The sequence below is a fragment of the Streptomyces sp. GbtcB6 genome, from assembly GCF_019091475.1.
Classification (GTDB): domain Bacteria; phylum Actinomycetota; class Actinomycetes; order Streptomycetales; family Streptomycetaceae; genus Streptomyces; species Streptomyces hyaluromycini.
Genome location: NZ_JAGXJL010000003.1, coordinates 97,492 through 119,131, shown reverse-complemented (window position 1 = coordinate 119,131; position 21,640 = coordinate 97,492). Strand labels below are relative to the sequence as shown.

Here is a 21,640-nt window from a genome sequence, read left to right as displayed (position 1 = left end):
GTGAGTTCAGAGGTGCCCGGACACAGGCCCGACGGCCCGGTACGCGGGCATGGTTCCGCGTCGAGTCCGGCGGTCGGCCCGGGACGGGCTCACTGGCCCGTGACCACCGCCGCCTGCGGGCGGATCGGGAGGCGGTTGACCGGGCGGCCGGTGGCCGCGCGGACGGCGGAGGCGATGGCCGCCGGGGACGTCACGACCGGCACCGCGCTGACCGACTTGGCGCCGAAGGGGGCGACCACGTCCCGTTCCTCGACGAGCTTGACGATGCGGATGTCGGGGGCGTCGAGAGCGGTCGGCAGGGCGTATCCGGTGAGGTCGGGGTGGCGGATCAGCCCGCGCGGGGTGCGCAGGTTCTCCGTCAGGGCGATACCCAGGCCCTGGGTGACACCGGCCTCGATACGGGCGTTGAGCTGCGCCGGGTTGAGGATCCGGCCGACGTCCTGGGCGACGGCGAGTTCCACGACCCGGACCGAGCCGAGTTCGATGTCCACGTCGACGACCGCGCGGATCGCGCAGAAGGCGAGGCCGACGAAGGCGTCGCCCTGGCCTTCGGCGTTCAGCGGCTCGGTCGGATGCGGGCGGCACTGGGCGGTGGCCCACAGCTCCTTGCCGTCCAGCGCCTCGGTGACGGTGGTCGACAGGACGCCGTCGTACGACGTGATCTTGCCGTCGGTGATCTGGAGCAGCTCGGTCGACATGCCGAACTTGTGGGCGAGGGGCTGGAGAAGCTGGGTGCGGACCATCTTGGCCGCGCGTTCGACGGCGCCGCCGGAGACCCAGGTGTGGCGGCCGCGGCAGCCGGGGCCGGCCGGCGGCTGGTCGGTGTCGACGGGGGCCACGTGGACTTCGTCGATACCGAGGGTCTCCTGGACGATCTGGCGGGCCAGCGTGGTGAAGCCCTGGCCGCTCTCCACGGCCGCGCAGAGCACGGTCGCGATGCCGTCGTGGACCTTGACGGTGGCCGTCGAGACCTCGTCGGCGCCCTCCGCGCCGAGCATGTGGACCATGCCGAGGCCGTAGCCGACGCCCCGGCGCACCGCGCCCGGCTCGCCCGCGCCCTCGGGGCCGCCGGGCAGCAGCCACTCGTCCTCGGGGGTGTCCTTGGGCAGCGCCGGGAGCGGGAAGTCCTGTACGGCCTGGAGGAGTTCGGCGACCGGGGCCGGGCAGGTCACCGTCTGGCCGATGGGGAGCACGTCACCGGTCGCGAGCGCGTTGCGCAGGCGGATCTCGGCCGGGTCGAGGCCGAGCTTCTTCGCCAGCTTGTCCATCTGCGCCTCGTAGGCGGCGCAGACCTGCATGGCGCCCTCGCCGCGGACATGGCCGGAGGGCGGGTTGTTGGTGCGGACGGCCCAGCCCTCGATGAAGGCGTTCGGGACGACGTACGGGCCGCAGGCGAAGGAGACGGCGGCGGCCAGGGACTCGGCGGAGGTGTCGGCGTAGGCGCCCGCGTCGAGCAGGATCTGCGCCTCGACCTTGACCAGCCTGCCCTCGGCGTCGGCGTGGTGCCGGTAGCGGAGCAGGGTGGGGTGGCGGTGGGCGTGGCCGAGGAAGGACTCCTCGCGCGTGGCGGTGAGTTTGACCGGGCAGCCGGTCTTGAGGGCGAGCAGGCCGAGCGGCAGCTGGAAGCCCTGGTCCTCGCGGTCGGCGGTGGCGCCGGGCACGCCGGTGACGACGATCTTCACCTGTTCGAGCGACAGGCCGTAGCAGGCGGCGGCCGTGTTGCGGTCGGTGTGCGGGTCGGTGGAGGCCAGGTACAGCTCGACCCCGCCGTCGGGGCGGGGCACGGCGAGTCCGGCCTCGGCGCCGATGGGGGCGGGGTCGGCGCGGCCGATGCGGTACTGGCCCTCGACCACGATCTCGCCGGTCGCGTCCGGGTCGCCGTGCTGGAGCGGGATGTGCCGGATCAGGTTGCCGTCGGGGTGCAGCGGCTCGGCCTCGAAGGACTGCTCGGGGTCGATGACCGGGTCGAGCATCTCGTACTCGACGATGACGGCGGCGGCGGCCATGCGGGCCGTGTCCGGGTGGTCGGCGGCGACGGCCGCGATGGGCTCGCCGTGGTGCCGTACGACCTCGGAGGCGAAGACCGGGCGGTCCGGGGTGCCCCGGCCGTGGCGCGGGGTGCCGGGGACGTCCTCGTGGGTGACGACGGCCCGTACGCCGGGCATCTCGCGCGCGTGGCTGGTGTCGATCGACACGATGCGCGCGTGCGGGTGCGGGGAGCGCAGCACGGCCGCCCACAGCAGGCCCTCGGCCCACAGGTCGGCCGCGTACGGGAAGGTGCCCTCGGTCTTCGCGCCCGCGTCGGCGGCGGGCAGCGACACGCCGAGGCCGTGCGGCAGCGGCTCGGGGGCGGTGACGGGCGTCTCCGCGGCCGTGGTCGTGGTGACGGTCTCGTTGGTCACGCCTGGCCTCCGTCCGGGCCGTAGGGCTGATCGTCGTAGCTCTGGCTCTGGTCGTCGAACGACTGGTTGCCGCCGAACGTGTGGTTACCACCGAACGTCTGGTTGCCGCCGAAGGACTGGTTCCCACCGAACGTCTGGTTGCCACCGTACGACTGGTCGTACGACTGCTCGTGCGGGACCTGGATTCCGGCCCCGAAGGTGCCCGGGGAGTCGAACGCCGACGCGTTGACGCCGCCGGCGCCCGGTCCCGCCTGATGCGGAATACGGGCCTCGTCGCCGTCCGTCTCAGCGTCGGCGGCGGCGTGTGCCTCGCGTTCGGCGACGACATCGTTGACGGCGTCCAGGACGCCCCGGTAGCCGGAGCAGCGGCAGAGGTTGCCGCACAGGGCCTGGCGGGTCTCCAGCTCGGTGGGGGCCGGGTTGCCTTCCAGCAGGTCGTGGACGGTCATCGCCATGCCGGGGACGCAGAAGCCGCACTGGACGGCTCCGCAGCGGGCCAGGGCGCGCTGGACGTCCGAGGGCCGGCCGTCCTGGGCCAGGCCCTCGACCGTGCGGACCTCGCTGCCGGCCGCGGTGACCGCGGGGACCAGGCAGGAGGCGACCAGGCGGCCGTCGACCTGGACGTTGCAGGCGCCGCACTCGCCTTGCGAGCAGCCGTCCTTGGCGCCGGCCAGGCCGAGGCGTTCGCGCAGGACGTACAGGAGGGATTCGCCGATCCAGGCGTCGGTGACGGGGCGGTCGGCGCCGTTGACGCGGAGGACGTAGGAGGCGAGGGGATGGTCGTCGACCGCCTCGGCTTCGCCTTCGGCGTGTTCTTTCCCGCCCGCACCATCCGTGGCGCTCTCGTCGTCGGGTGCGGGTGGCCCCGACGGGGCGGACTCTCCGTCGGCGGCCTGCGGATCGTGGGCGGGGTGTCCGCCGGCGGCGGCGTGGGGCGCGTCGGCCTCGCCGACTTCGCCCGGGCCGTCCGCTGCGGCACGTCCGCCGGTACCGGACGATGCACCGGCCATGCGCAGTTCGCCGGTATCGCCCGCTTCGCCCCTTTCCCCCCGCGTCGGCGCGTCGGCCACAGATGGCGCGCCGGCGGCTCCGGAGGCGAGACCGAGTGCCGGAGTGTCGCCGTAGCCCGCGGGGGGCTCAGCGGGCGAACCAGGGGCCCCCGCGGGGTGTTCCCACGCCGGGGTCTCCGCCGCCCATGGTGCGGACGCGCCGCCCGGCAGGGTCGACGGCGGCGTGCCGCCCCACTGCTCCATGAGCGCGGATGTGGTGAACTCGCCCGATTCGTCCGGGGCGTCACCGGTCGCGACCGGGATCGACCACTGGCCGGTGACATCGTGACCGGGCGCGGGCGGCGGCTCTTCGTACGTCCACTGCTGGGTCGAAGCCGGGTTGTACGTGAACCGGTCGTCGGCGGGCTGTTCCTGGGGGACCGCGTTGGGGTCGGGCCACCGGGCGCCGTCGGCCGGCGTGCCCCAGGTGTCGGTGCCGGGCGCGGCCGTTATCTGCGGCGGCACATAGCCGTGTCCGGGCGCGGCCAGGGGGCTGTCGGCGGACAGCAGGGCCTCGATGCCGCCCTCGGGGAGTTTCACGAAGGCGGTCGCGCCGTCGTCGTAGTCACCCTGGGGCAGCGGGTTCCAGCGGCCGCCACCGCTTGCGGGCGCGCCCTCTCCGTGCTGGTCGTCGGTCATGACAGCGCCCTCCCCAGTGCTCGTCGGGCCAGCGCGGCGACGGTGCGCCGCAGGTGCAGTACGGCGGGCGGAAGCGGCGGCACCGAGCCGTCCGGCTCGGGGGCCGGGTCGGGGATGCAGGCGGCCGCGACGTACTCGCCGAAGGCGGCCAGCGCCTCCGGGACGAGCGCGCGGTCGTTGTCCCAGTCGATCAGCCGGGCCACCCACTGCTCGGCGTCCAGGGGCCGGAGCGGCATCGGCGCTATGGCGCCGACGGCGCATCTGACGCCGCGCCGCGCGGGGTCGAGGACGAGCGCCACGGAGGCCACCGAGCGACCCGGTCCGGTGCGGCCGGTCGCCTTCAGGAAGACCTGCGGGGCGTGCAGCAGCGGCACCCGCACGAAGCCGATCAGCTCGCCCGCGCGGAGCATCTCCACGCCGGCCAGCAGGTGCGACACCGGGATCTCCCGGCGGGATCCGCCCGGGCCCGCGATGATCAGCGTCGCCTCCAGGGCGGCGAGCACCGGCAGCGCGTCGCCGGTGGGCGCGGCGGTGGCGATGTTGCCGCCCAGGGTGCCGGCGTTGCGGATGTGCGGCGGACCGGCGGCCCGCGCGGCGGCGGCGAGCGCCGGGATCAGGGCCGCGAAGTCGGGGCGGCCCATGCGCGCGTGCGTGAGGCCGGCGCCGAGGAGTGCGTTGCCGTCCTGGTACTGCCAGCCGCGGATCTCGCTGATCCGGCCGAGGCCGACCAGGGCGGCGGGCCTGAGCTGTCCTGAGTTGACGGCGGCCATGAGGTCGGTGCCGCCCGCGACGGGGACGGCGGCGGGCATGGCGGTGAGAGCTGCCACGGCCTCGTTCAGCGTCGTGGGCAGCGTGACGGACTGCGCCGCCTGCGGTGCGTGCGTGGTCAAAACCGGCTGCCCCTTCCCGCTGCCCCACCTGGTCCCACCTGTGTGGCCGTACGGTACGTGCTCACAGGGCGGACGTGGCAACTCTGGCACATCTTCGCAAGCCTCGAACGCACGGGTCCGCTAGGAGGCATTCGCCCACCTCATCGGCGACTTGGTCCGTTTTCTTCCACCATTGCCAATGCGTACCGATTGACACTCTTCGGTGATCCTTGGGGTCTTTTTCCATTACGCGTTCGGAGCGGGGAGAGGCACCGGAGAGCCGGACCGGTGAGGGGGCGGGGCGGGGGCGGGGCTAGCGGTTCGGGGGCGGGCCGTCGATCGGGCGGCCGGGGACGCCGGGGCGCTGCTGCCACGGCAGGGGCCCGGCCGGCGGGCGGTAGGCGACCCCCAGGGCGTCGAGCCGCCGGTAGTGCGCGGCCATGCGGCGCTCGAAGCCGGCGAAGTCCCGCTCCCCCGGCGCCGGGAGGGTGCTCCAGGCGACCTCGGCGAAGGCGGCGAGCCGGGGGAAGGCCTGGTAGTCCACGCGCGCGTGGTCCTCCATCACCTCGGTCCAGACGTTGGCCTGGGTGCCGAGGATCCGCCGCGCCTGGGACTCGTCCAGTCCCGGTGGAACGGGCTCGAACCGGTACACGTCCTCCAGGGTGCGGACGAATCCGATCGGCACCGGCTCGTCGGCGCCGGCGGCCTGCCGGTGGTCCAGGTACACGTGCTGCTCGGGGCACATGACGACGTCGTGTCCGGCCCGCGCGGCCGCGATCCCGCCGCCGTAACCGCGCCACGACGAGACGGCCGCGCCCTCGGCGATCCCGCCCTCCAGGATCTCGTCCCAGCCGATCAGCCGACGCCCGCGCGCGGAAAGCCACTTCGCGAAGTGTCCGATGAACCAGGACTGCAACTCGTCCTCGTCGGCGAGCCCGAGTTCCTTGATGCGCGCCTGCGCGGCCGGCGAGGCCCGCCACTGGTCCTTGCGGCATTCGTCGCCGCCGATGTGAACGAACTCCGACGGGAAGAGACCGAGCACTTCCTCGAACACCCCCTCGTAGAAGCGCAGGGTGTTGTCAGTGGGGGCGAGTACGTTCGGAGAGATCCCCCAGGAGTCCCAGACGGTCAGGGAGGTGGTGTCGATGACGTCGGTGTTGCCGAGTTCCGGATACGCGGCGATGGCGGCCTGCGAGTGCCCCGGTACGTCGATTTCGGGGACGACGGTGATATGCCGCTCGGCCGCGTAGGCGACGATCTCCCGGATGTCGTCCTGGGTGTAGAAGCCGCCGTGCGGCTTCTCCTCCCACAGCGGTGAGGCCCGGTGACCGAATTTCGTGCGGGTCCGCCAGGAGCCGACCTCGGTGAGCCGGGGGTAGCGCTCGATCCGCACGCGCCAGCCCTGGTCGTCCGTCAGGTGGAAGTGGAAGACGTTGAGTTTGTGCGCCGCCATGAGATCGAGGTAGCGCAGGACGCCTTCCTTGGGCATGAAGTGCCGGGCGACGTCGAGCATGAGGCCGCGCCAGGGGAATCGGGGGGAGTCCTGGAGGTGGCTGAGCGGCAGCCGCCAGGAACGGCCGGGCAGCGGGGCACGCCGATAGGCGTCCGGACCGAGCAGCTGACGCAGCGTCTGGGCGCCCCAGAAAAGCCCGGCGGGGCCGCCGCCCGCCAAGTGCACACCGGTGGGCATGACCGCGAGGCGGTAGCCCTCCGTACCGAGGTCCTTGGTGACCGACGAGTCGACGGTCAGCCGGATGACGTTGCCGTCCGTGCCTCCGCCGGGCGGCAGCGGCAGGCCGGTGGCCGCCCCCAGGGTGGCTCGCAGCCAGCGCTCCGTGTGCTCCGCGCCCTCCCCCGCCGCCAGTCCGGTGTCCGGATCCAGTTCGAAGAAACCGCCCCCGTAGGACACCACGTACCGGGGCTCGGGAATCACATCCGTCATGTCAGTCCTTAACCGCTCCGCCCAGTCCCGAGACCAGGCGTCGCTGTACGAGTACGAAGAACACCAGCACCGGAATCGTCATCACCGTGGAGGCCGCCATCACCCCGCCCCAGTCGGGGTCGTCCGGCTTGAAGAACACCAGCAGCGCCATCGGCAGGGTCGACTGCGAAGTGTCGCTGATGATGAAGGACTTGGCGAAGAGGAAGTCGTTCCAGGCGGAGATGAAGGAAAACACGCTCGTGGCCACCAGGCCCGGCAGGACGAGCGGGAAAAGGATCTGCCAGAGAAAGCGCGACCGGCTCGCCCCGTCGATGTACGCGGCCTCCTCCAGCGCCTCCGGCACCCCTTTCACGAACCCTCGCAGCATCCAGATCGCGAAGGGCAGCGAGAAGGCGATGTGGGGCAGGATCAGCGAGCCCAGCGTGTTCAGCAGACCGAAGTCCCGCATCTGGAAGAAGAGGGGGATGGTGAGGGCCTCCACGGGCACCATCTGGGCCACCAGAAACATGATCAGCAAGGTGGTCCGGAAGCGGAACCGGAATCGGGTCACGGCGGTCGCGGCGAGAAAGGCGACGAGGGCCGAGACGATCACGACACTGCCCGCGACGACGAGACTGTTGACGAAGTAACGACCGAATTCCTGCTGCCCGAACACCCGCCGGAAGGAGTCGAGAGAGGGCGAGAGGGTCCACGGCCGGGGCCGGTCCGACTCGATCTCCCCGGCCGGTTTGAAGGCGCCCAGCACCATCCAGTAGAGCGGAAAGGCGACGAGTACGGCGATCGCCAGTGCCGCCCCCTCGGCGGCCAGCCGGCCCGGCCGCCGTACGAACCCGCGCACAAGATTCACGACGGTCACAGCTCCTCTCCCTGCCGGCGCAGCAGCCGCAGGTAGACCAGAGTGACGGCGAGCAGGACCAGCAGCGTGACGACACCGATGGCGGCGCCCAGCCCGTACTGCGAGGAGGCGAAGGCCTGCTGGTAGGCGTACACGTTGAGCACCAGGTTCTGCCCGGCGATCCCGCCCCCGCCGGTCATCACGTAGATCTGCGTGAAGATCTTGAAGTCCCAGATCACCGACTGGATGGTGACGACCATCAGGATCGGCCGGAGCAGCGGCGCCAGCACCGACCGCCAGATCCGCCACTGCGAGGCCCCGTCCAGCGCGGCGGCCTCCAGCACCTCGGCCGGTACGGCGCGGATCCCGGCGTACACGGTGACCATGACGAACGGGAAGGAGCACCAGACCACTTCGAGCAGGACCAGGAAGAAGGCGGAGTAGCGCCCGTACGTCCAGGAGTGGTCACCGAGGCCGAGCAGCCGGTTCACCGGCCCGAAGTCCGGATCGAAGAGGAACAGCCAGACGGTCGACCCGGTCACCGCCGGCGTCGCCCACGCCCCCAGCGCGGCCAGCATCAGCGCCAGCCGCGGCAGCGCCCGCACCCGCGTCAGCAGCACGGCGAGCGCACAGCCGACGGCGAGGGTCGACACCACACAGGCGGCGGCGAACCCGACGGTGGCCAGCAGAACCGACCAGAACTGGTCGTCGGAGAAGACGTCCGAGTAGTTGCCGAGTCCGACGAAGGCGGTGGGTTCACCGCCACTGACCTGAGCCTGGGTGTACCGGAAGACCGAGATGAGCCCGAGCTGATAAATGGGGTAGACGAGCAGCCCCCCGAGGACGACGAGAGCGGGCGTGAGATACAACCAAGGGCTCCACCCAGCGCCCCCATAGGGGCGCGGGGAACTGCGCGACAAGCCCCCACGCACCCGCACTCGCCAACGCACCGCCGCCCCCACCCCGGTCGGCGTCATCCGGCGGAGCCAAACGCCGCGTCCATCTTCTTCGCCGCCTCCCCCGAAGCCGCCCCCACGCTCTTCTTGCCGCTGATGACCTCCTGGAACATCGTCGGCAGCACCAGCGAGGAGTCGATCTGCGACCACCCGGCAGAGGCCGGCACGAACTTCGTCCCGGCGGCCAGGGTCTGCACGAACGGCTTCACGAACGGCTCCTTGGCGGCCGCCTGGTCACGGACGTCCTTGAACGTCGGCAGAAACCCCATCGCGTCGAACATCGCCGCCTGCGTCTTCTTGCCGGTCAGCTCCTCCATCAGCTGGACGGCCAGCGTCCGGTGCGTCGTGCTCTTCAGCACCCCGATGTTGTTGCCGCCCGCGAAGGCCGGCGCGACCGAGCCGGCCGTGGCCCCCGGCAGCGGCACCACCGCGTACTTGCCCTTGACCGCGCCCGCCTCCACGGCCGCGTGGCTGAAGTCGCCCCCGATCGCCATGCCCGCCTTGCCCGCGGCGAACGCGGTGACCGTGTCGTTGCCGCCGAAGCCCGCGCACTTGGCGGCCGGACAGTTGTCGTCGCCGAAGAGGGACGTGTACGCCTTGATGCCCTTCTGCGCGGCCGCGCTGTCGATCGCCGAGGTGTACGAGCCGCCCTTGGCGGTGGCCAGTTCGCCGCCGTCGGCCCAGATGAAGGGCATCGCGCCGTAGGTGTAGGCGCCGCCGACGACCAGGCCGTAGAGGTCGGGCTTCGCCTTGCGGATGGCGCGGGCGGTGGAGGCCAGCCCGGCCATGGTCGTCGGCGGCTTCAGGCCGAGTTCCCTGAAGACGTCCGTGCGGTAGTAGAGGGCGCGGACGCCGACGTAGAAGGGGGCGCCGTAGACCTTGCCGGCGACGGTGACCGACTGCCTGGCCGTCGGGTCGGTGTCCTTGGCCGCGGGCCAGGCCGCGAACTCCCTGGTGACGTCGAGGAGTCCGCCGTCGTGGACGTAGCCGGCGGTGTCGGTGTTGCCGTACTCCATGACGTCGGGGGCCGAGGCCGGGTCGTTGAAGGCGGCCTTGACGCGCTGCGCGCGCGTGTCGACCGGGATGTACTCCACGTCGACCTTGGTGCCGGTGTGCGCCTTCTCGAAGGCGGCGACGACCGAGTCGACGACCTTCTGCTTCGGGTCGTTGCCGACCTCCTGGAAGAGCCACACCCGCAGGGTGCCGCTCTTGTCGTCCTTGTCGGAAGCGGAGTTGGAGGAGGTCTGCGGGGCGCAGCCGGCGGCCAGGAACAGGGCGCCGACGAGGAGTGCGGGGACGGGGAGCTTCATGGAGTGACCCTCCGGGAGCGCGCTCAAGCACGGGGCGTTGCAAGGTATGCAACGGGTGTTTCGCTCTGCACAACACCACGGAGGCTAGGGACAACATGAACACGCCGACAAGAGGTCTCAACCACTCTGTGACCGCGCGACGCACTCCGTGCAACGCGCGGGTACGACAAAGGCCCCGGAGCACGCCAAAGCGTGCCCGGGGCCTCGCAGAGCCGAGCGGTCGGACCGGCGGGTTACTTGTCCTTGCCCTCGCCGTCGCCGCCGGCGCCCATGGACTCGTAGATCTCCTTGCACATGGGACACACGGGGTACTTCTTCGGGTCGCGGCCGGGCACCCACACCTTGCCGCACAGCGCCACGACGGGGGTGCCGTCGAGCGCGCTCGCCATGATCTTGTCCTTCTGGACGTAGTGGGCGAAGCGCTCGTGGTCGCCGTCACCGTGGGACACCTGCGGCGTCGGCTCTACGAGGGTCCCCGTACCAGTCCCGCGCTCGGGCTCAAGAGTGCTCATGAGTGCCAAGGGTACTGAAACGCCCGGACAACGGTCGCGAGAAGGTCCGCGGTCAGTTGAGCGAGGGGTCGTCCGGATATGTGGCGACCATCGCGAGCTCGTTGCGCTGGCGGCGCAGGACCTCGCGCCAGAGTCTTTCGGGGGACGGCGAGGAGACGTCGCCGGGTTCGGACTCGACGACGTACCAGGCGCCCTCGACCAGTTCGTCCTCCAGCTGGCCGGGGCCCCAGCCGGCGTAACCGGCGAAGATCCGCAGGGAGCCGAGGGCCGAGGCGAGCAGTTCCGGCGGCGCCTCCAGGTCGACCAGGCCGATCGCGCCGTGCACCCGGCGCCAGCCGAGCGGGGCGCGGTCGCCGTTCGCCCCGCCGGGGATGACCGCCACGCCGAGCGCGGAGTCCAGTGACACCGGGCCGCCCTGGAAGACGACCCCCGGCTCGCCGGCGAGGGAGGCCCAGCCCTCCAGGATGTCGCCGACGTCCACCGGGGTGGGGCGGTTGAGGACGACACCGAGGGAGCCCTCCTCGTCGTGGTCGAGAAGGAGCACCACCGCACGGTCGAAGTTCGGGTCCGCCAGGGCGGGCGTGGCCACGAGCAGCCGCCCTGTGAGCGAGGACACCTCGGTCATGCCAGACATGATCCCGCATCTTCCTCTCCCATGGGGAGCCAATCAGGGTGTGGGAGTGAATGCAGCTCAGGGCGGAAGGGAGCGCCCCCGGCGCACGGTAACCGGCGGTGACCCCATGTGCCCGATTAGGCACCGTTCGTGTTGTGACACAGCTATGACGTAGCTGGGTGGTCCTTGGGCTTACGGGAGTGGGCCGATGGGCGATTACTCTGTCTCTCCGGCCCTGCCCAACTCCATGGAACGCGAGATTCATGACCGTCAACGACGATGTCCTGCTTGTCCACGGCGGAACCCCGCTGGAGGGCGAGATCCGGGTCCGCGGTGCGAAGAACCTCGTACCGAAGGCCATGGTCGCCGCCCTGCTGGGCAGCGCACCGAGTCGGCTGCGCAACGTTCCGGACATCCGTGACGTACGGGTGGTGCGCGGCCTGCTGCAGCTGCACGGGGTGACGGTGCGTCCGGGCGAGGAGCCCGGTGAGCTGGTGCTCGATCCGACGTACGTGGAGAGCGCGAACGTCGCTGACATCGATGCCCACGCGGGGTCCAGCCGGATCCCGATCCTGTTCTGCGGCCCGCTGCTGCACCGGCTCGGCCACGCCTTCATCCCGGGCCTGGGCGGCTGCGACATCGGCGGCCGGCCGATCGACTTCCACTTCGACGTGCTGCGGCAGTTCGGCGCGACCATCGAGAAGCGGGCGGACGGCCAGTACCTGGAGGCGCCGAAGGGGCTGCGCGGCACGAAGATCCAGCTGCCGTACCCGTCCGTCGGCGCGACCGAGCAGGTGCTGCTGACGGCCGTACTGGCCGAGGGCGTCACGGAGTTGTCGAACGCGGCCGTGGAGCCGGAGATCGAGGACCTCATCTGCGTGCTGCAGAAGATGGGCGCGATCATCGCGATCGACACCGACCGCACGATCCGCATCACCGGCGTGGACAAGCTCGGCGGCTACACCCACCGGGCCCTGTCGGACCGTCTGGAGGCCGCGTCCTGGGCGTCGGCGGCGCTGGCGACCGAGGGCAACATCTACGTCCGGGGCGCCCAGCAGCGCTCGATGATGACGTTCCTGAACACCTACCGGAAGGTGGGCGGTGCCTTCGAGATCGACGACGAGGGCATCCGCTTCTGGCACCCCGGCGGCCAGCTGAAGTCCATCGCCCTGGAGACGGACGTGCACCCGGGCTTCCAGACCGACTGGCAGCAGCCGCTCGTCGTCGCCCTGACCCAGGCGACGGGCCTCTCGATCGTCCACGAGACGGTCTACGAGTCCCGCCTCGGCTTCACCTCCGCGCTGAACCAGATGGGTGCTCACATCCAGCTCTACCGCGAGTGCCTGGGCGGCTCGGCCTGCCGCTTCGGCCAGCGCAACTTCCTGCACTCCGCGGTCGTCTCCGGCCCGACCAAGCTCCAGGGCGCCGACCTGGTCATCCCCGACCTGCGCGGCGGCTTCTCGTACCTCATCGCAGCCCTCGCGGCCCAGGGCACGTCCCGTGTCCACGGCATCGACCTCATCAACCGCGGCTACGAGAACTTCATGGAGAAGCTCGTGGAGCTCGGCGCCAAGGTGGAACTCCCCGGCAAGGCCCTCGGCTGACCACCCCCTCCCGACCCCGGCCCACGGCAAGCGCCCTCCGGCCGGGGGGCCGGGGGTTGGCCTCCGTGGAGCTGGGCGCGAAGGTGGAGTTGACCGGGAAGGCGCTCTGCTGACGCCTGTATGAGCCGGTACGACGATGGGGCGGCCCCTGGTGGAGGGGCCGCCCCATCGTCATTTTCGGCGGCGTCGGCGGGCGCGCCCCGAAGGGGCACGGGGAACTGCGCGGCCAGCCACGACGGGCCCGCAGTCACCCACGGCGCTCAAGCGAAGCGCCTCGGCTTACTTGCCCTTCGCGGATTCCTTGAGCTTCGAGCCCGCGGAGACCTTCACGCTGTAGCCGGCGGGGATGTTGATCGGCTCGCCGGTCTGCGGGTTGCGCGCGGTGCGAGCGGCACGGTGGGTGCGCTCGAAGGTCAGGAAGCCGGGGATGGTGACCTTCTCGTCGCCCTTGGAGACGATGTCGCCGACGACATCGGCGAAAGCGGCCAGCACGGCGTCGGCGTCCTTGCGAGTCACCTCGGCACGGTCGGCCAGCGCGGCCACCAGCTCACTGCGGTTCATGTTGTTACTCCCGTGTTCTTCTTGCCATTGAGGCGTGCCACGCGGCGGAGCCGCATGTTGGGCCGGGACGCATCCTGCCCCCACCTGCGGCGGGAACGCCAATCCGGGTGCCGCAAATACCCTACGGGTGGGCCGAAGGGGGGGTTTCACGACGCGCCGATCGGATGGCGTGGCAAGTTTCACAAACGTTTGCCTGGGGGCTGCCGCCCCCAGACCCCCGCATGATGCGGGTGCGTCGTGTTTTGGCCGCCGGCCCGGTGGGGGCTTGTCGCGCAGTTCCCCGCGCCCCCAAAAACAAAACGCTTACGCGCCCTTCGCCGCTTCTCGTACCGCGCCCGCCACCGCTCCGGCGACCTTCTCGTTGAAGACGCTCGGAATGATGTAGTTCGGGTTCAGCTCGTCCTCCGTGACCACGTCCGCGAGGGCCTTCGCGGCCGCGAGCATCATGTCGGTGTTCACCGTACGGGACTGCGCGTCCAGGAGGCCTCGGAAGACACCCGGGAAGACCAGCACGTTGTTGATCTGGTTCGGGAAGTCCGAGCGGCCGGTGGCCACCACGGCGGCCGTCTGGCGGGCGATCGCCGGGTCCACCTCGGGGTCGGGGTTCGCGAGTGCGAACACGATCGCACCCTCCGCCATGGCGGCCACGTCGTCGCCGTCGATGACGTTCGGGGCGGAGACGCCGATGAAGACGTCGGCGCCGCGCACGGCCTCCTTGAGGGTGCCGGTCAGGTTCTCGTGGTTGGTGTTGTCGGCGATCCAGCGCAGCGGCGAGTCGGCCGACGCGTCGACGAGGTCCTCGCGGGCGGAGTGCACGACACCGTGGATGTCGGCGACGACGGCGTTCTTCACGCCGGCCGCGAGCAGCAGCTTGAGGATGGCGGTACCGGCCGCGCCGGCGCCGGACATGACGACCCGGATGTTCTCAATTGCCTTGCCCGCGACGCGAAGTGCGTTCGTCAGGGCGGCGAGGACGACGATCGCGGTGCCGTGCTGGTCGTCGTGGAAGACGGGGATGTCGAGGGCCTCGCGCAGGCGGGCCTCGATCTCGAAGCAGCGGGGGGCGGAGATGTCCTCGAGGTTGATGCCGGCGAAGCCGGGGGCGATCGCCTTGACGATCTCGACGATCGCGTCGGTGTCCTGGGTGTCGAGGCACAGCGGCCACGCGTCGATGCCGGCGAACCGCTTGAAGAGGGCCGCCTTGCCCTCCATGACCGGGAGGGCGGCCTTGGGGCCGATGTTGCCGAGCCCCAGGACCGCGGAGCCGTCCGTCACGACCGCAACGGAGTTGCGCTTGATGGTGAGGCGGCGCGCGTCCTCGGGGTTCTCCGCGATCGCCATGCACACGCGGGCCACGCCCGGGGTGTAGATCATGGAGAGGTCGTCACGGTTGCGGATGGGGTGCTTGGACTGCATCTCGATCTTGCCGCCGAGGTGCATGAGGAACGTACGGTCCGAGACCTTGCCGAGGGTGACACCCTCGATCTCGCGGAGCTGCCCGACGATCTGGTCGGCGTGCGCGGTCGAGCTGGCCGCGATGGTGACGTCGATACGGAGCTTCTCGTGGCCGGACGCGGTGACGTCGAGGCCGGTGACCGAGCCCCCGGAGGACTCCACGGCGGTGGTGAGCTGCGAGACGGCGGTTCCGCTCGCGGGCACCTCCAACCGGATGGTCATCGAGTAGGAGACGCTGGGCGCCGTTGCCATGGCCGACTTCCTTCGTTGTTCACCGTGTCGCTCGTTTTGCCGTCCGATCGTCGCACCTACCGCCGGGTAGGCGTTAGCCGGGCCTGATTACGTGCGTATTGTTCGCGCAAAAAAGAGGCCCACGTCACACAGTGACGTGGGCCTCTCTCTACGTTCATGACACCGACCCGCCATGCTCGCCTCGCGGCAAGTGGTCGCTCGCAGCGACGAAGGTTGGGCCCGGGGGCTTGGATCGGGCCGGTGTCACGACAAGGCTAACAAACAGATCCCGCGCAGCCATTCCCGTCCGGGGACTTCACAGGAAACCTCCAGCCGAACGGGCCTGACACCGGCCCTGCCGTCGGTCCTGCCGTCAGTCCCTGAGCAGGTCCGGAACCCCCGCCGCGTCCGGTTCGTCCCGCTCGCCCGAAACCACCGTCAGCTGTTGCGTCGCCCGGGTGAGGGCCACGTACAGCACGCGCAGCCCGGCCGGGGACTCGTCGGCGATCTCCGCGGGCGACACGACGACCGTGGCGTCGTACTCCAGGCCCTTGGCCTCCAGGCTGCCCAGGGCCACCACCCGGTCGCCGAGCCCGGCCAGCCAGCGGGCGGCCTCGGCGCGCCGGTCCATGGCGACGACCACGCCGACCGTGCCGTCGACCAGGTCCAGCAACCGCTCGGCCTCGGCGCGCACGGTCTTCTCGAGCGAGTCGCGCACCACCGTGAAGCGGGGCTCGACGCCGGTGGAGCGGACGGCCGAGGGGGACTTGGAGCCGGGCATGGCGAGGGCCAGGACCTTCGCGGCCAGGTCGGCGATCTCGGCCGGGTTGCGGTAGTTCACGGTGAGCTCGAAGCGGCGGCGCGGGCGGCTGCCGAGGGCCTCGTCGCGGGCCTCGGCCGCCTCGTCCGGGTCGGACCAGGAGGACTGGGCCGGGTCGCCGACGACCGTCCAGGTGGCGTGCCGGCCGCGGCGGCCGACCATCCGCCACTGCATCGGGGTGAGGTCCTGCGCCTCGTCGACGATGACGTGGGCGTACTCGACCCGCTCCTGGGCGAGCCGCTCGGCACGCTCGCGCTGCGACTCCTCGCGCATCGGCATCAGCTCCTCCAGGCCGGTGAGCTGGTCCAGCGGGTCCGCCTCGCGCTTCCGCTTCGGGCGGGCGGGGGTGCCGAGGATGGCCTGGAGTTCGTCCAGCATGGCGATGTCGTGCACGGTGTGGCCGTCCCGCTTCAGGGAGCGGGCCACCCGGCGGATCTCGCCGGGGTTGAGGATGCGGCGGGCCCAGCGGCCCAGGCGCCTCTCGTCGGTCATGGCCGTGAGGACGGACTGCGGGGTGAGCTCGGGCCACCAGGCGTCGAGGAACTCGATGAAGGAGTCCTCCGTGACGATGTCCTCGTCGAAGGAGGAGCGCAGTTCGGCGGCGAGTTCCGGGTCGGTGTGGCGGCCGGCCGCGCCGGAGCGGTGCCACAGGGCGTCCAGGAGCAGCTTGCGGGCGCGGGGGCGCAGCAGGTTGACGGGGGCCGTGCCGCCCAGCGCGTTGTGTCTGACGCGGTCCAGGTCCGCGGCCTCCAGCTCCAGGCGGCGGTTGAACGCGACGACCCTGAGCCGGGTCGGTGAGTCGTTCAGCTCCAGGGCCCCGCGGGCGGCCTTGCGCAGCACCCGGAGCATCCGGGAGGAGCCCTTGGCGCGGGCGGTGGCCGGCGTGTCGTACAGGGTGGCCCCGGTGCCGTCGACGAGGGAGCCGATGGCCCGGATGGCGACCTGGCCCTCCTCGCCGAGGGAGGGCAGCACCCCTTCGGTGTACGCGACCAGCAGCGGGGTCGGGGAGACGATCAGGATGCCGCCCGCGTACCGGCGCCGGTCCTGGTAGAGCAGGTAGGCGGCGCGGTGCAGGGCGACGGCCGTCTTGCCGGTCCCCGGGCCGCCCTCGACGTAGGTCACGGAGGCGGCGGGGGCGCGGATGACCAGGTCCTGCTCGGCCTGGATGGAGGCGACGATGTCCCGCATGGTGTGGCTGCGGGCCTGGCCGAGGGCGGCCATCAGGGCGCCGTCGCCGATGACGGGCAGCGTGCCGCCGTCCAGGAAGGCGGTCAGCTCGGGGCGCATCAGGTCGTCCTCGACACCGAGGACCCGGCGGCCCTTGGAGCGGATGACCCGGCGTCGTACGACACGCCCGGGATCCACCGGAGTGGACCTGTAGAAGGGCGCGGCGGCCGGCGCCCGCCAGTCGATGACCAGCGGGGCGTAGTCCTGGTCGAGGACGCCGATGCGGCCGATGTGCAGGGTCTCGGCGATGTCGGCGGTGTTGTCGGCACGGACCGCGCCCTCGGCGGGTTCCACGGCCGTGTAGGCGCCGTCGGGCCCCTTCTTGCCGTCCTTCCCCAGGAGCAGGTCGATCCGGCCGAAGAGGAAGTCCTCGAACTCGTTGTTGAGCCGGTTCAGGTGGACGCCCGCCCGGAAGACCTGCGCGTCCCGCTCGGCGAGCGCGCCGGGTGTGCCTACCTGACCGCGCTTGGCCGCGTCGTTCATCAGGAACTCCGCCTCGTGGATCTTCTCCTCCAGGCGGCGGTACACCCGGTCGAGGTGTACCTGTTCGACGCTGATCTCACGGTCTCGGACGGAGTCCTGGTTGGACTCCTCGACGGAGTCCTGTACGGAATCCCGTTCGGAGCCGTGCGAGCCGACCACGGATTGCTGAGCCTGAGCGGCCACCGGGCCCCCTTCTGACGTGCTGGGCAGCCGTCAACCGTACGCGAAGGGGGCCCGCTGAAGCTACGCGCTGACCGAGACGAGCTTCTTGCCGTCGAAGGTCATGACCTCGAAGTGGTCGATCTGGTTGGGGGTGAAGGCGGCGCCGCCGTGCACGTAGAGAGGCTCCTTGGCCTTCTCCGTCTTGGCGTCGGTGATGCCGTATCCCCAGGTCGGAACGGACCAGGAGGTCACCGTCTCGCGCTCGCCGTTCTTGCCGACGGCGATCAGCGAGCACTTCTTCGGGCCGGTGACGTTCTTGAGCTGGAGGACCGCGTGGGTGCCCCAGTCCTTCTTCTCGACGGCGACGGTGGCGCTGACGTGGGTCGTCGGGTCCGTGGCCGACTTCTTGTCGGTCATGGTCTGGAAGGCCGCCTGGGCGGGGCCCATGGCCATGTCCGTGCCGCTGTTGCCGTCCGAGCCGCCGCCCAGCGCCACACCGGCCGCCGAGCCGCCGGCGATCAGTACGATCGAGGCCGCCAGCGCGAAGATGTTGCGCCGACTGCGGACCTTCCGCTTCTCGGAGACCTCGACGACGAGCTTCTCGACCATCCGCGGGCTGGGCTTGGCGGACAGCGACTCGCCGATGGACGGGGTACTTCCGGAACCCGGCAGATCCGCCAGGGCCGCGAGCATGGGCTCCATTCCGGCCAGCTCGTCGAGCTGCTGGGCGCACCATTCGCACCCGGCCAGATGGGCCTCGAAAGCGGTTGCCTCGGCGTCGTCGAGAATCCCGAGCGCATACGCGCCGACAGTCTCGTGCTCATTGGGCACCGGAGATTCCTGCATGGCACCAGACATACCCGAACCACCTGTGCCGAATCCGCCGTGCCCCCCGTACACACTCATCACGCCGTCACCCCCCGCTCCTCCAGTGCCAGCTTCATCGACCTGAGGGCATAGAACACCCGGCTACGGACGGTGCCGCTGGGTATACCCAGCGTTTCGGCCGCCTCGTTGACGGTACGCCCCTTGAAGTACGTCTCGACGAGCACCTCCCGGTGGGCCGGGGTCAGGTCGTCGAGCGCGTCAGACAGCGTCATCAGCCACAGCGCCTTGTCGATCTCGTCCTCCGCGGGGATGACCTCCAGCGGCGACGGATCGACCTCCTGCGGCCGGGCCTGCCGGCTGCGGTGACCGTCGATGACGATGCGGCGAGCGACCGTCACCAGCCAGGGGCGTACCGATCCGGTCGCTCGATTGAGCTGTCCGGCGTTCTTCCAGGCACGGATGAGTGTCTCTTGCACGACGTCCTCGGCGCGTTGCCGATCACCGGCGACCAGCCGAAGGACATACGCAAGGAGAGGTCCGGCATGCTCTCGGTAGAGGGCACGCATCAGCTCCTCATCGGGCTCCGAGGGCTGGGACATGCGATGTCGGGCCCTCGATCCACGTTCATTGGCCACGGCCGCATCCTTGCGCACGCCCACCTCCGGTGTCCGGGGGTTCCCCCAGTCGGTCGCTCCCCCACCGGTACGGAAGTGGCTCGCGGCGTGTTCAACAAGACCCCACATTTTTCTGCGAGGTGACATGACGAGCGGGACATGACCCCACATTCCCACCGCGTGATCTTTACATTTCCGACACAACGTCGAAGGCGGCCGGGTTGCCCGTACTCGCCCGTCACCAAACGGAGTGTTGTCGAAATCACTTTCGCGGAGCTTCGATGAAGATCCGACAGAAGCCGCGAATGGGGCAGGAGTTGGGTTGCGGGGTGACGGCGGTCACATGGCGTTCAGGCACGGGCGAGCGCGGCACGGCGCCGGTGCCGGGCCACCCGCTCACGGTTCCCGCAGACCTCGCTGGAGCACCAGCGGCGCCTGCGCCCCCGGGAGGTGTCCAGGTACACGAGGGGGCAGTTGTCGCCCTCGCACTCCCGGATCGCCGCCCCGGCGACGGGGTCGGTGAGCAGCTCCACGGCGTCCCGGGCGACGGCGGCGAGCAGCGCGGCGCACTCCGGCGGGCCGGCCAACTCCCGCACCAGAAGTCCGTCTTCGCCGGGTACGGCGCGCGGGGCCGGGGGCGCGGCGGCGCGGGCGAGGTCGTTGACGCGGCCGAGCGCGAAGTCGTGGGGCAGGCCCCTCGGCGTGCGTCGGCCACGTACCAACTGGCCCACATGTACCCGCAGTTCACGGAAGCCGACGAGCCAGCCGGCGTCGGCGTGGGCCAGCGGGGTGCCCGGCGGGACGAGTCCGGATCCGGTGATCCAGGCCCGCAACGCTTCCAGCCCGTCGAGCCGTTCGCCGGGATGCGTGGTCGCGAGCAGATCGAGACAGATCCGCCCGGCGTCGAAGCGCAGCTCGTACGGGGCCGCGGCCGTACCCAGTGCCATGTGCCTGTCACCGCCTACGCCTAGGACAGGGGAACCGTTCTGTTCACAGTGCCCGGTGCGGCGGGCGGCCGGAAGCCCTCGTACCGGTGTTCCGCCGTTCCGCGGGGTTCCCGTGCGACCCCGCTCCGGGCGGGGACGCCGGTGCCCGCAGCGCGGGCCGTCCCCGTTCGGTCCGGATATCCCGGCAGGTCTCGCCGCCCCCGCTCCCGCCCGTGACTCTGTGTCCTGCGAACGCACAGCGAGCCGCCCCAGGGGGGACCCGTGAGGGACGGCGGTTCAGAAGGGACACATCCATGAGCATGCGCACCCGGGTCGTCGCGATGGCGACGGCCGTACTGCTGGGCGCCGGTGGCCTGGCCCTGGCACCGGCCGCGAGCGCCGCCCCGCCGTACCACGGCATCGACGGCGGCGGCTCGGTCCTCGACGACTGGCAGGACGAGGAGAACCTCGGGGTAGACGACTACGCCACGAGCAACGCGACGGCCCTGTGGGAGACCGTCCTGTGGGCCGACGGCGCCGTGTGGCAGGACGACGACGGCGACTCTCACACCTTCACCAAGAGCCAGATCGACGGTTCGTTCGGGCCCGAGACCGAGTCGGCCACCCAGTGGTGGCAGGAGCACATCGCCGGCCTGGCGGACAACGACGGCGTGGTCAACGAGCAGAGCTGGACGTTCGCCCAGCGACGGCTCACCGGCCCGGCCTCGGGCGGCTTCGTGACCTACGCCGGCTCCGCGCACAACGCCACCCTCAAGCGGATCAGCGGCAAGTACCGGGTGCGGATCAAGGGCACGGGTTCCTGGAAGATCGCGTACTACGAGCAGCTGGGCTGAGTACGGCCCGGGGGCGGGCGGCCGCCGGGCCGCCCGCCCTGCGCGGCAGCGCCCACAACAGCCCGGCGGCCAGCAGCACGGCGAGCGCGGACGCGGCGAGGGCGGCGATCCGCCACCGCCGCTGTCCTGTGGAGGGCTTGGCAGGCTCAGCGGGCCCGGCGGTCCCGCTGAGCCTGGGGACCGTTTCGGCCGCCGGCTCCGACGCGCCCTGCGGCCAGGCCTGTTCGGCCAGTTCCCACAGCGCGAGCAGCCGCGCCTGGTCCCCGCCGGCCAGCCGGCAGAGCATCTGTGCCGCGCCCCTCGGCGGCAGTCTGTCGCCGCTCAGATAGCGCTGCCAGGACGACTTGCTGTACGCGGTGCGCCGGGCCAGTCCGGCGAGGCTGAGTCCGGTACGGCCCTTCAGGAGCCGCAGTTGCTCGACCAGATGCCGGGCCTCGCGCGGCAGCGTGGCCGGCAAGGGCTGCCAGCGTGTCATGTTCCGTCCCCCCGTGTGCCGTGGTCCGGCGTCAGCGTGCCGCCCGGCCGGAGAGATCCGGCAGAGCGCACGGCCGCGGATCCGGGGCACGGACCGTCGCACGTGCGCGGCCGCACGGGACGGCCCGGCGTGCCCGGGAAGGAACGGACCGGAGTGGCGGGCCGCGAGCCGCCCGCTACGGCCCGTTGCCCGGCGGCGCTCCCCAGAACGTCGTACGACTGTCAGCCGGTCCGCTCATCCCCCGCGGCAGGGAACCGCCTCACGTGGCTCAGC

At 71.2% G+C, this 21,640-nt stretch carries 18 protein-coding genes; 2 read left to right on the top strand and 16 right to left on the bottom strand.

Annotation, left to right across the window (positions count from 1 at the left end; all coding sequences use genetic code 11):
* Positions 1-89: 89 nt before the first annotated feature.
* The 9 genes from KVT45_RS05800 to KVT45_RS05760 all read right to left on the bottom strand — a co-directional run bounded on the left by KVT45_RS05800 (position 90) and on the right by KVT45_RS05760 (position 11,139).
* A complete protein-coding gene (locus tag KVT45_RS05800) occupies positions 90-2,402 on the bottom strand; it encodes a molybdopterin cofactor-binding domain-containing protein (RefSeq protein WP_217545397.1) in 2,313 nt (770 codons plus the stop codon).
* The gene (locus tag KVT45_RS05795) at positions 2,399-4,090 is read right to left on the bottom strand and encodes a 2Fe-2S iron-sulfur cluster-binding protein (RefSeq protein ID WP_254646376.1); all 1,692 of its coding nucleotides are present in this window, start codon (positions 4,088-4,090) and stop codon (positions 2,399-2,401) included. Before KVT45_RS05795 ends, KVT45_RS05800 begins: the two co-directional genes overlap by 4 nt.
* Positions 4,087-4,980, bottom strand: a complete 894-nt coding sequence (locus KVT45_RS05790) for a xanthine dehydrogenase family protein subunit M (RefSeq protein ID WP_217545396.1) — start codon at positions 4,978-4,980, stop codon at positions 4,087-4,089. Before KVT45_RS05790 ends, KVT45_RS05795 begins: the two co-directional genes overlap by 4 nt.
* Before the next feature lie 292 nt (positions 4,981-5,272).
* Positions 5,273-6,901: a beta-N-acetylhexosaminidase gene (locus KVT45_RS05785; protein WP_217545395.1), complete on the bottom strand. Its 1,629-nt coding sequence runs from the start codon at positions 6,899-6,901 to the stop codon at positions 5,273-5,275.
* 1 nt (position 6,902) lies between these two features.
* On the bottom strand, positions 6,903-7,748 hold the full coding sequence (locus tag KVT45_RS05780; RefSeq protein WP_217545776.1) for a carbohydrate ABC transporter permease: 846 nt from the start codon (positions 7,746-7,748) through the stop codon (positions 6,903-6,905).
* A gap of 5 nt (positions 7,749-7,753) precedes the next feature.
* Positions 7,754-8,713, bottom strand: a complete 960-nt coding sequence (locus KVT45_RS05775) for a carbohydrate ABC transporter permease (RefSeq protein WP_217545394.1) — start codon at positions 8,711-8,713, stop codon at positions 7,754-7,756.
* On the bottom strand, positions 8,710-10,002 hold the full coding sequence (locus KVT45_RS05770; RefSeq protein ID WP_217545393.1) for an extracellular solute-binding protein: 1,293 nt from the start codon (positions 10,000-10,002) through the stop codon (positions 8,710-8,712). Before KVT45_RS05770 ends, KVT45_RS05775 begins: the two co-directional genes overlap by 4 nt.
* Positions 10,003-10,235: 233 nt before the next feature.
* Positions 10,236-10,514 (bottom strand): DUF3039 domain-containing protein, encoded by a 279-nt coding sequence (locus KVT45_RS05765; RefSeq protein ID WP_217545392.1) that lies wholly within the window; start codon positions 10,512-10,514, stop codon positions 10,236-10,238.
* A 52-nt stretch (positions 10,515-10,566) separates the two neighbouring features.
* Positions 10,567-11,139, bottom strand: a complete 573-nt coding sequence (locus KVT45_RS05760) for a YqgE/AlgH family protein (RefSeq protein WP_217545775.1) — start codon at positions 11,137-11,139, stop codon at positions 10,567-10,569.
* Between the two features lie 251 nt (positions 11,140-11,390).
* Here KVT45_RS05760 and murA point away from each other — a divergent pair, with 251 nt between their 5' ends.
* Positions 11,391-12,731 carry a UDP-N-acetylglucosamine 1-carboxyvinyltransferase gene (gene murA, locus KVT45_RS05755; protein WP_089106630.1) on the top strand — a complete coding sequence of 447 codons (1,341 nt, stop codon included), beginning with the start codon at positions 11,391-11,393 and terminating at the stop codon, positions 12,729-12,731.
* A 279-nt stretch (positions 12,732-13,010) separates the two neighbouring features.
* On the opposite strand, the gene KVT45_RS05750 is transcribed toward murA, so the two are convergent.
* From KVT45_RS05750 to KVT45_RS05725, 6 genes are all read right to left on the bottom strand, one after another.
* Positions 13,011-13,292, bottom strand: a complete 282-nt coding sequence (locus KVT45_RS05750; protein WP_089106629.1) for an HU family DNA-binding protein — start codon at positions 13,290-13,292, stop codon at positions 13,011-13,013.
* Positions 13,293-13,595: 303 nt separating this feature from the next.
* A complete protein-coding gene (locus KVT45_RS05745) occupies positions 13,596-14,999 on the bottom strand; it encodes an NAD-dependent malic enzyme (RefSeq protein WP_217545391.1) in 1,404 nt (467 codons plus the stop codon).
* A 352-nt stretch (positions 15,000-15,351) separates the two neighbouring features.
* Complete coding sequence (locus KVT45_RS05740; protein WP_308310674.1) at positions 15,352-17,583, bottom strand: UvrD-helicase domain-containing protein; 2,232 nt, start codon at positions 17,581-17,583, stop codon at positions 15,352-15,354.
* A gap of 168 nt (positions 17,584-17,751) precedes the next feature.
* Complete coding sequence (locus tag KVT45_RS05735) at positions 17,752-18,576, bottom strand: anti-sigma factor (protein WP_302832482.1); 825 nt, start codon at positions 18,574-18,576, stop codon at positions 17,752-17,754.
* The gene (locus KVT45_RS05730; protein ID WP_010039908.1) at positions 18,576-19,097 is read right to left on the bottom strand and encodes a sigma-70 family RNA polymerase sigma factor; all 522 of its coding nucleotides are present in this window, start codon (positions 19,095-19,097) and stop codon (positions 18,576-18,578) included. The genes KVT45_RS05735 and KVT45_RS05730 overlap by 1 nt, the downstream gene beginning before the upstream one ends.
* A gap of 365 nt (positions 19,098-19,462) precedes the next feature.
* Positions 19,463-20,059, bottom strand: a complete 597-nt coding sequence (locus tag KVT45_RS05725) for an ABATE domain-containing protein (protein WP_217545389.1) — start codon at positions 20,057-20,059, stop codon at positions 19,463-19,465.
* 293 nt (positions 20,060-20,352) lie between these two features.
* Between KVT45_RS05725 and KVT45_RS05720 the strand changes: the two genes are divergently transcribed.
* Entirely contained in the window at positions 20,353-20,892 is a 540-nt protein-coding gene (locus tag KVT45_RS05720) for a peptidoglycan-binding protein (protein ID WP_217545388.1), read from the top strand.
* Here KVT45_RS05720 and KVT45_RS05715 read toward each other — a convergent pair.
* The gene (locus tag KVT45_RS05715; RefSeq protein ID WP_217545387.1) at positions 20,843-21,367 is read right to left on the bottom strand and encodes a helix-turn-helix transcriptional regulator; all 525 of its coding nucleotides are present in this window, start codon (positions 21,365-21,367) and stop codon (positions 20,843-20,845) included. The two genes, KVT45_RS05720 and KVT45_RS05715, sit on opposite strands and share 50 nt — an antisense overlap.
* Between the last annotated feature and the right edge of the window lie 273 nt (positions 21,368-21,640).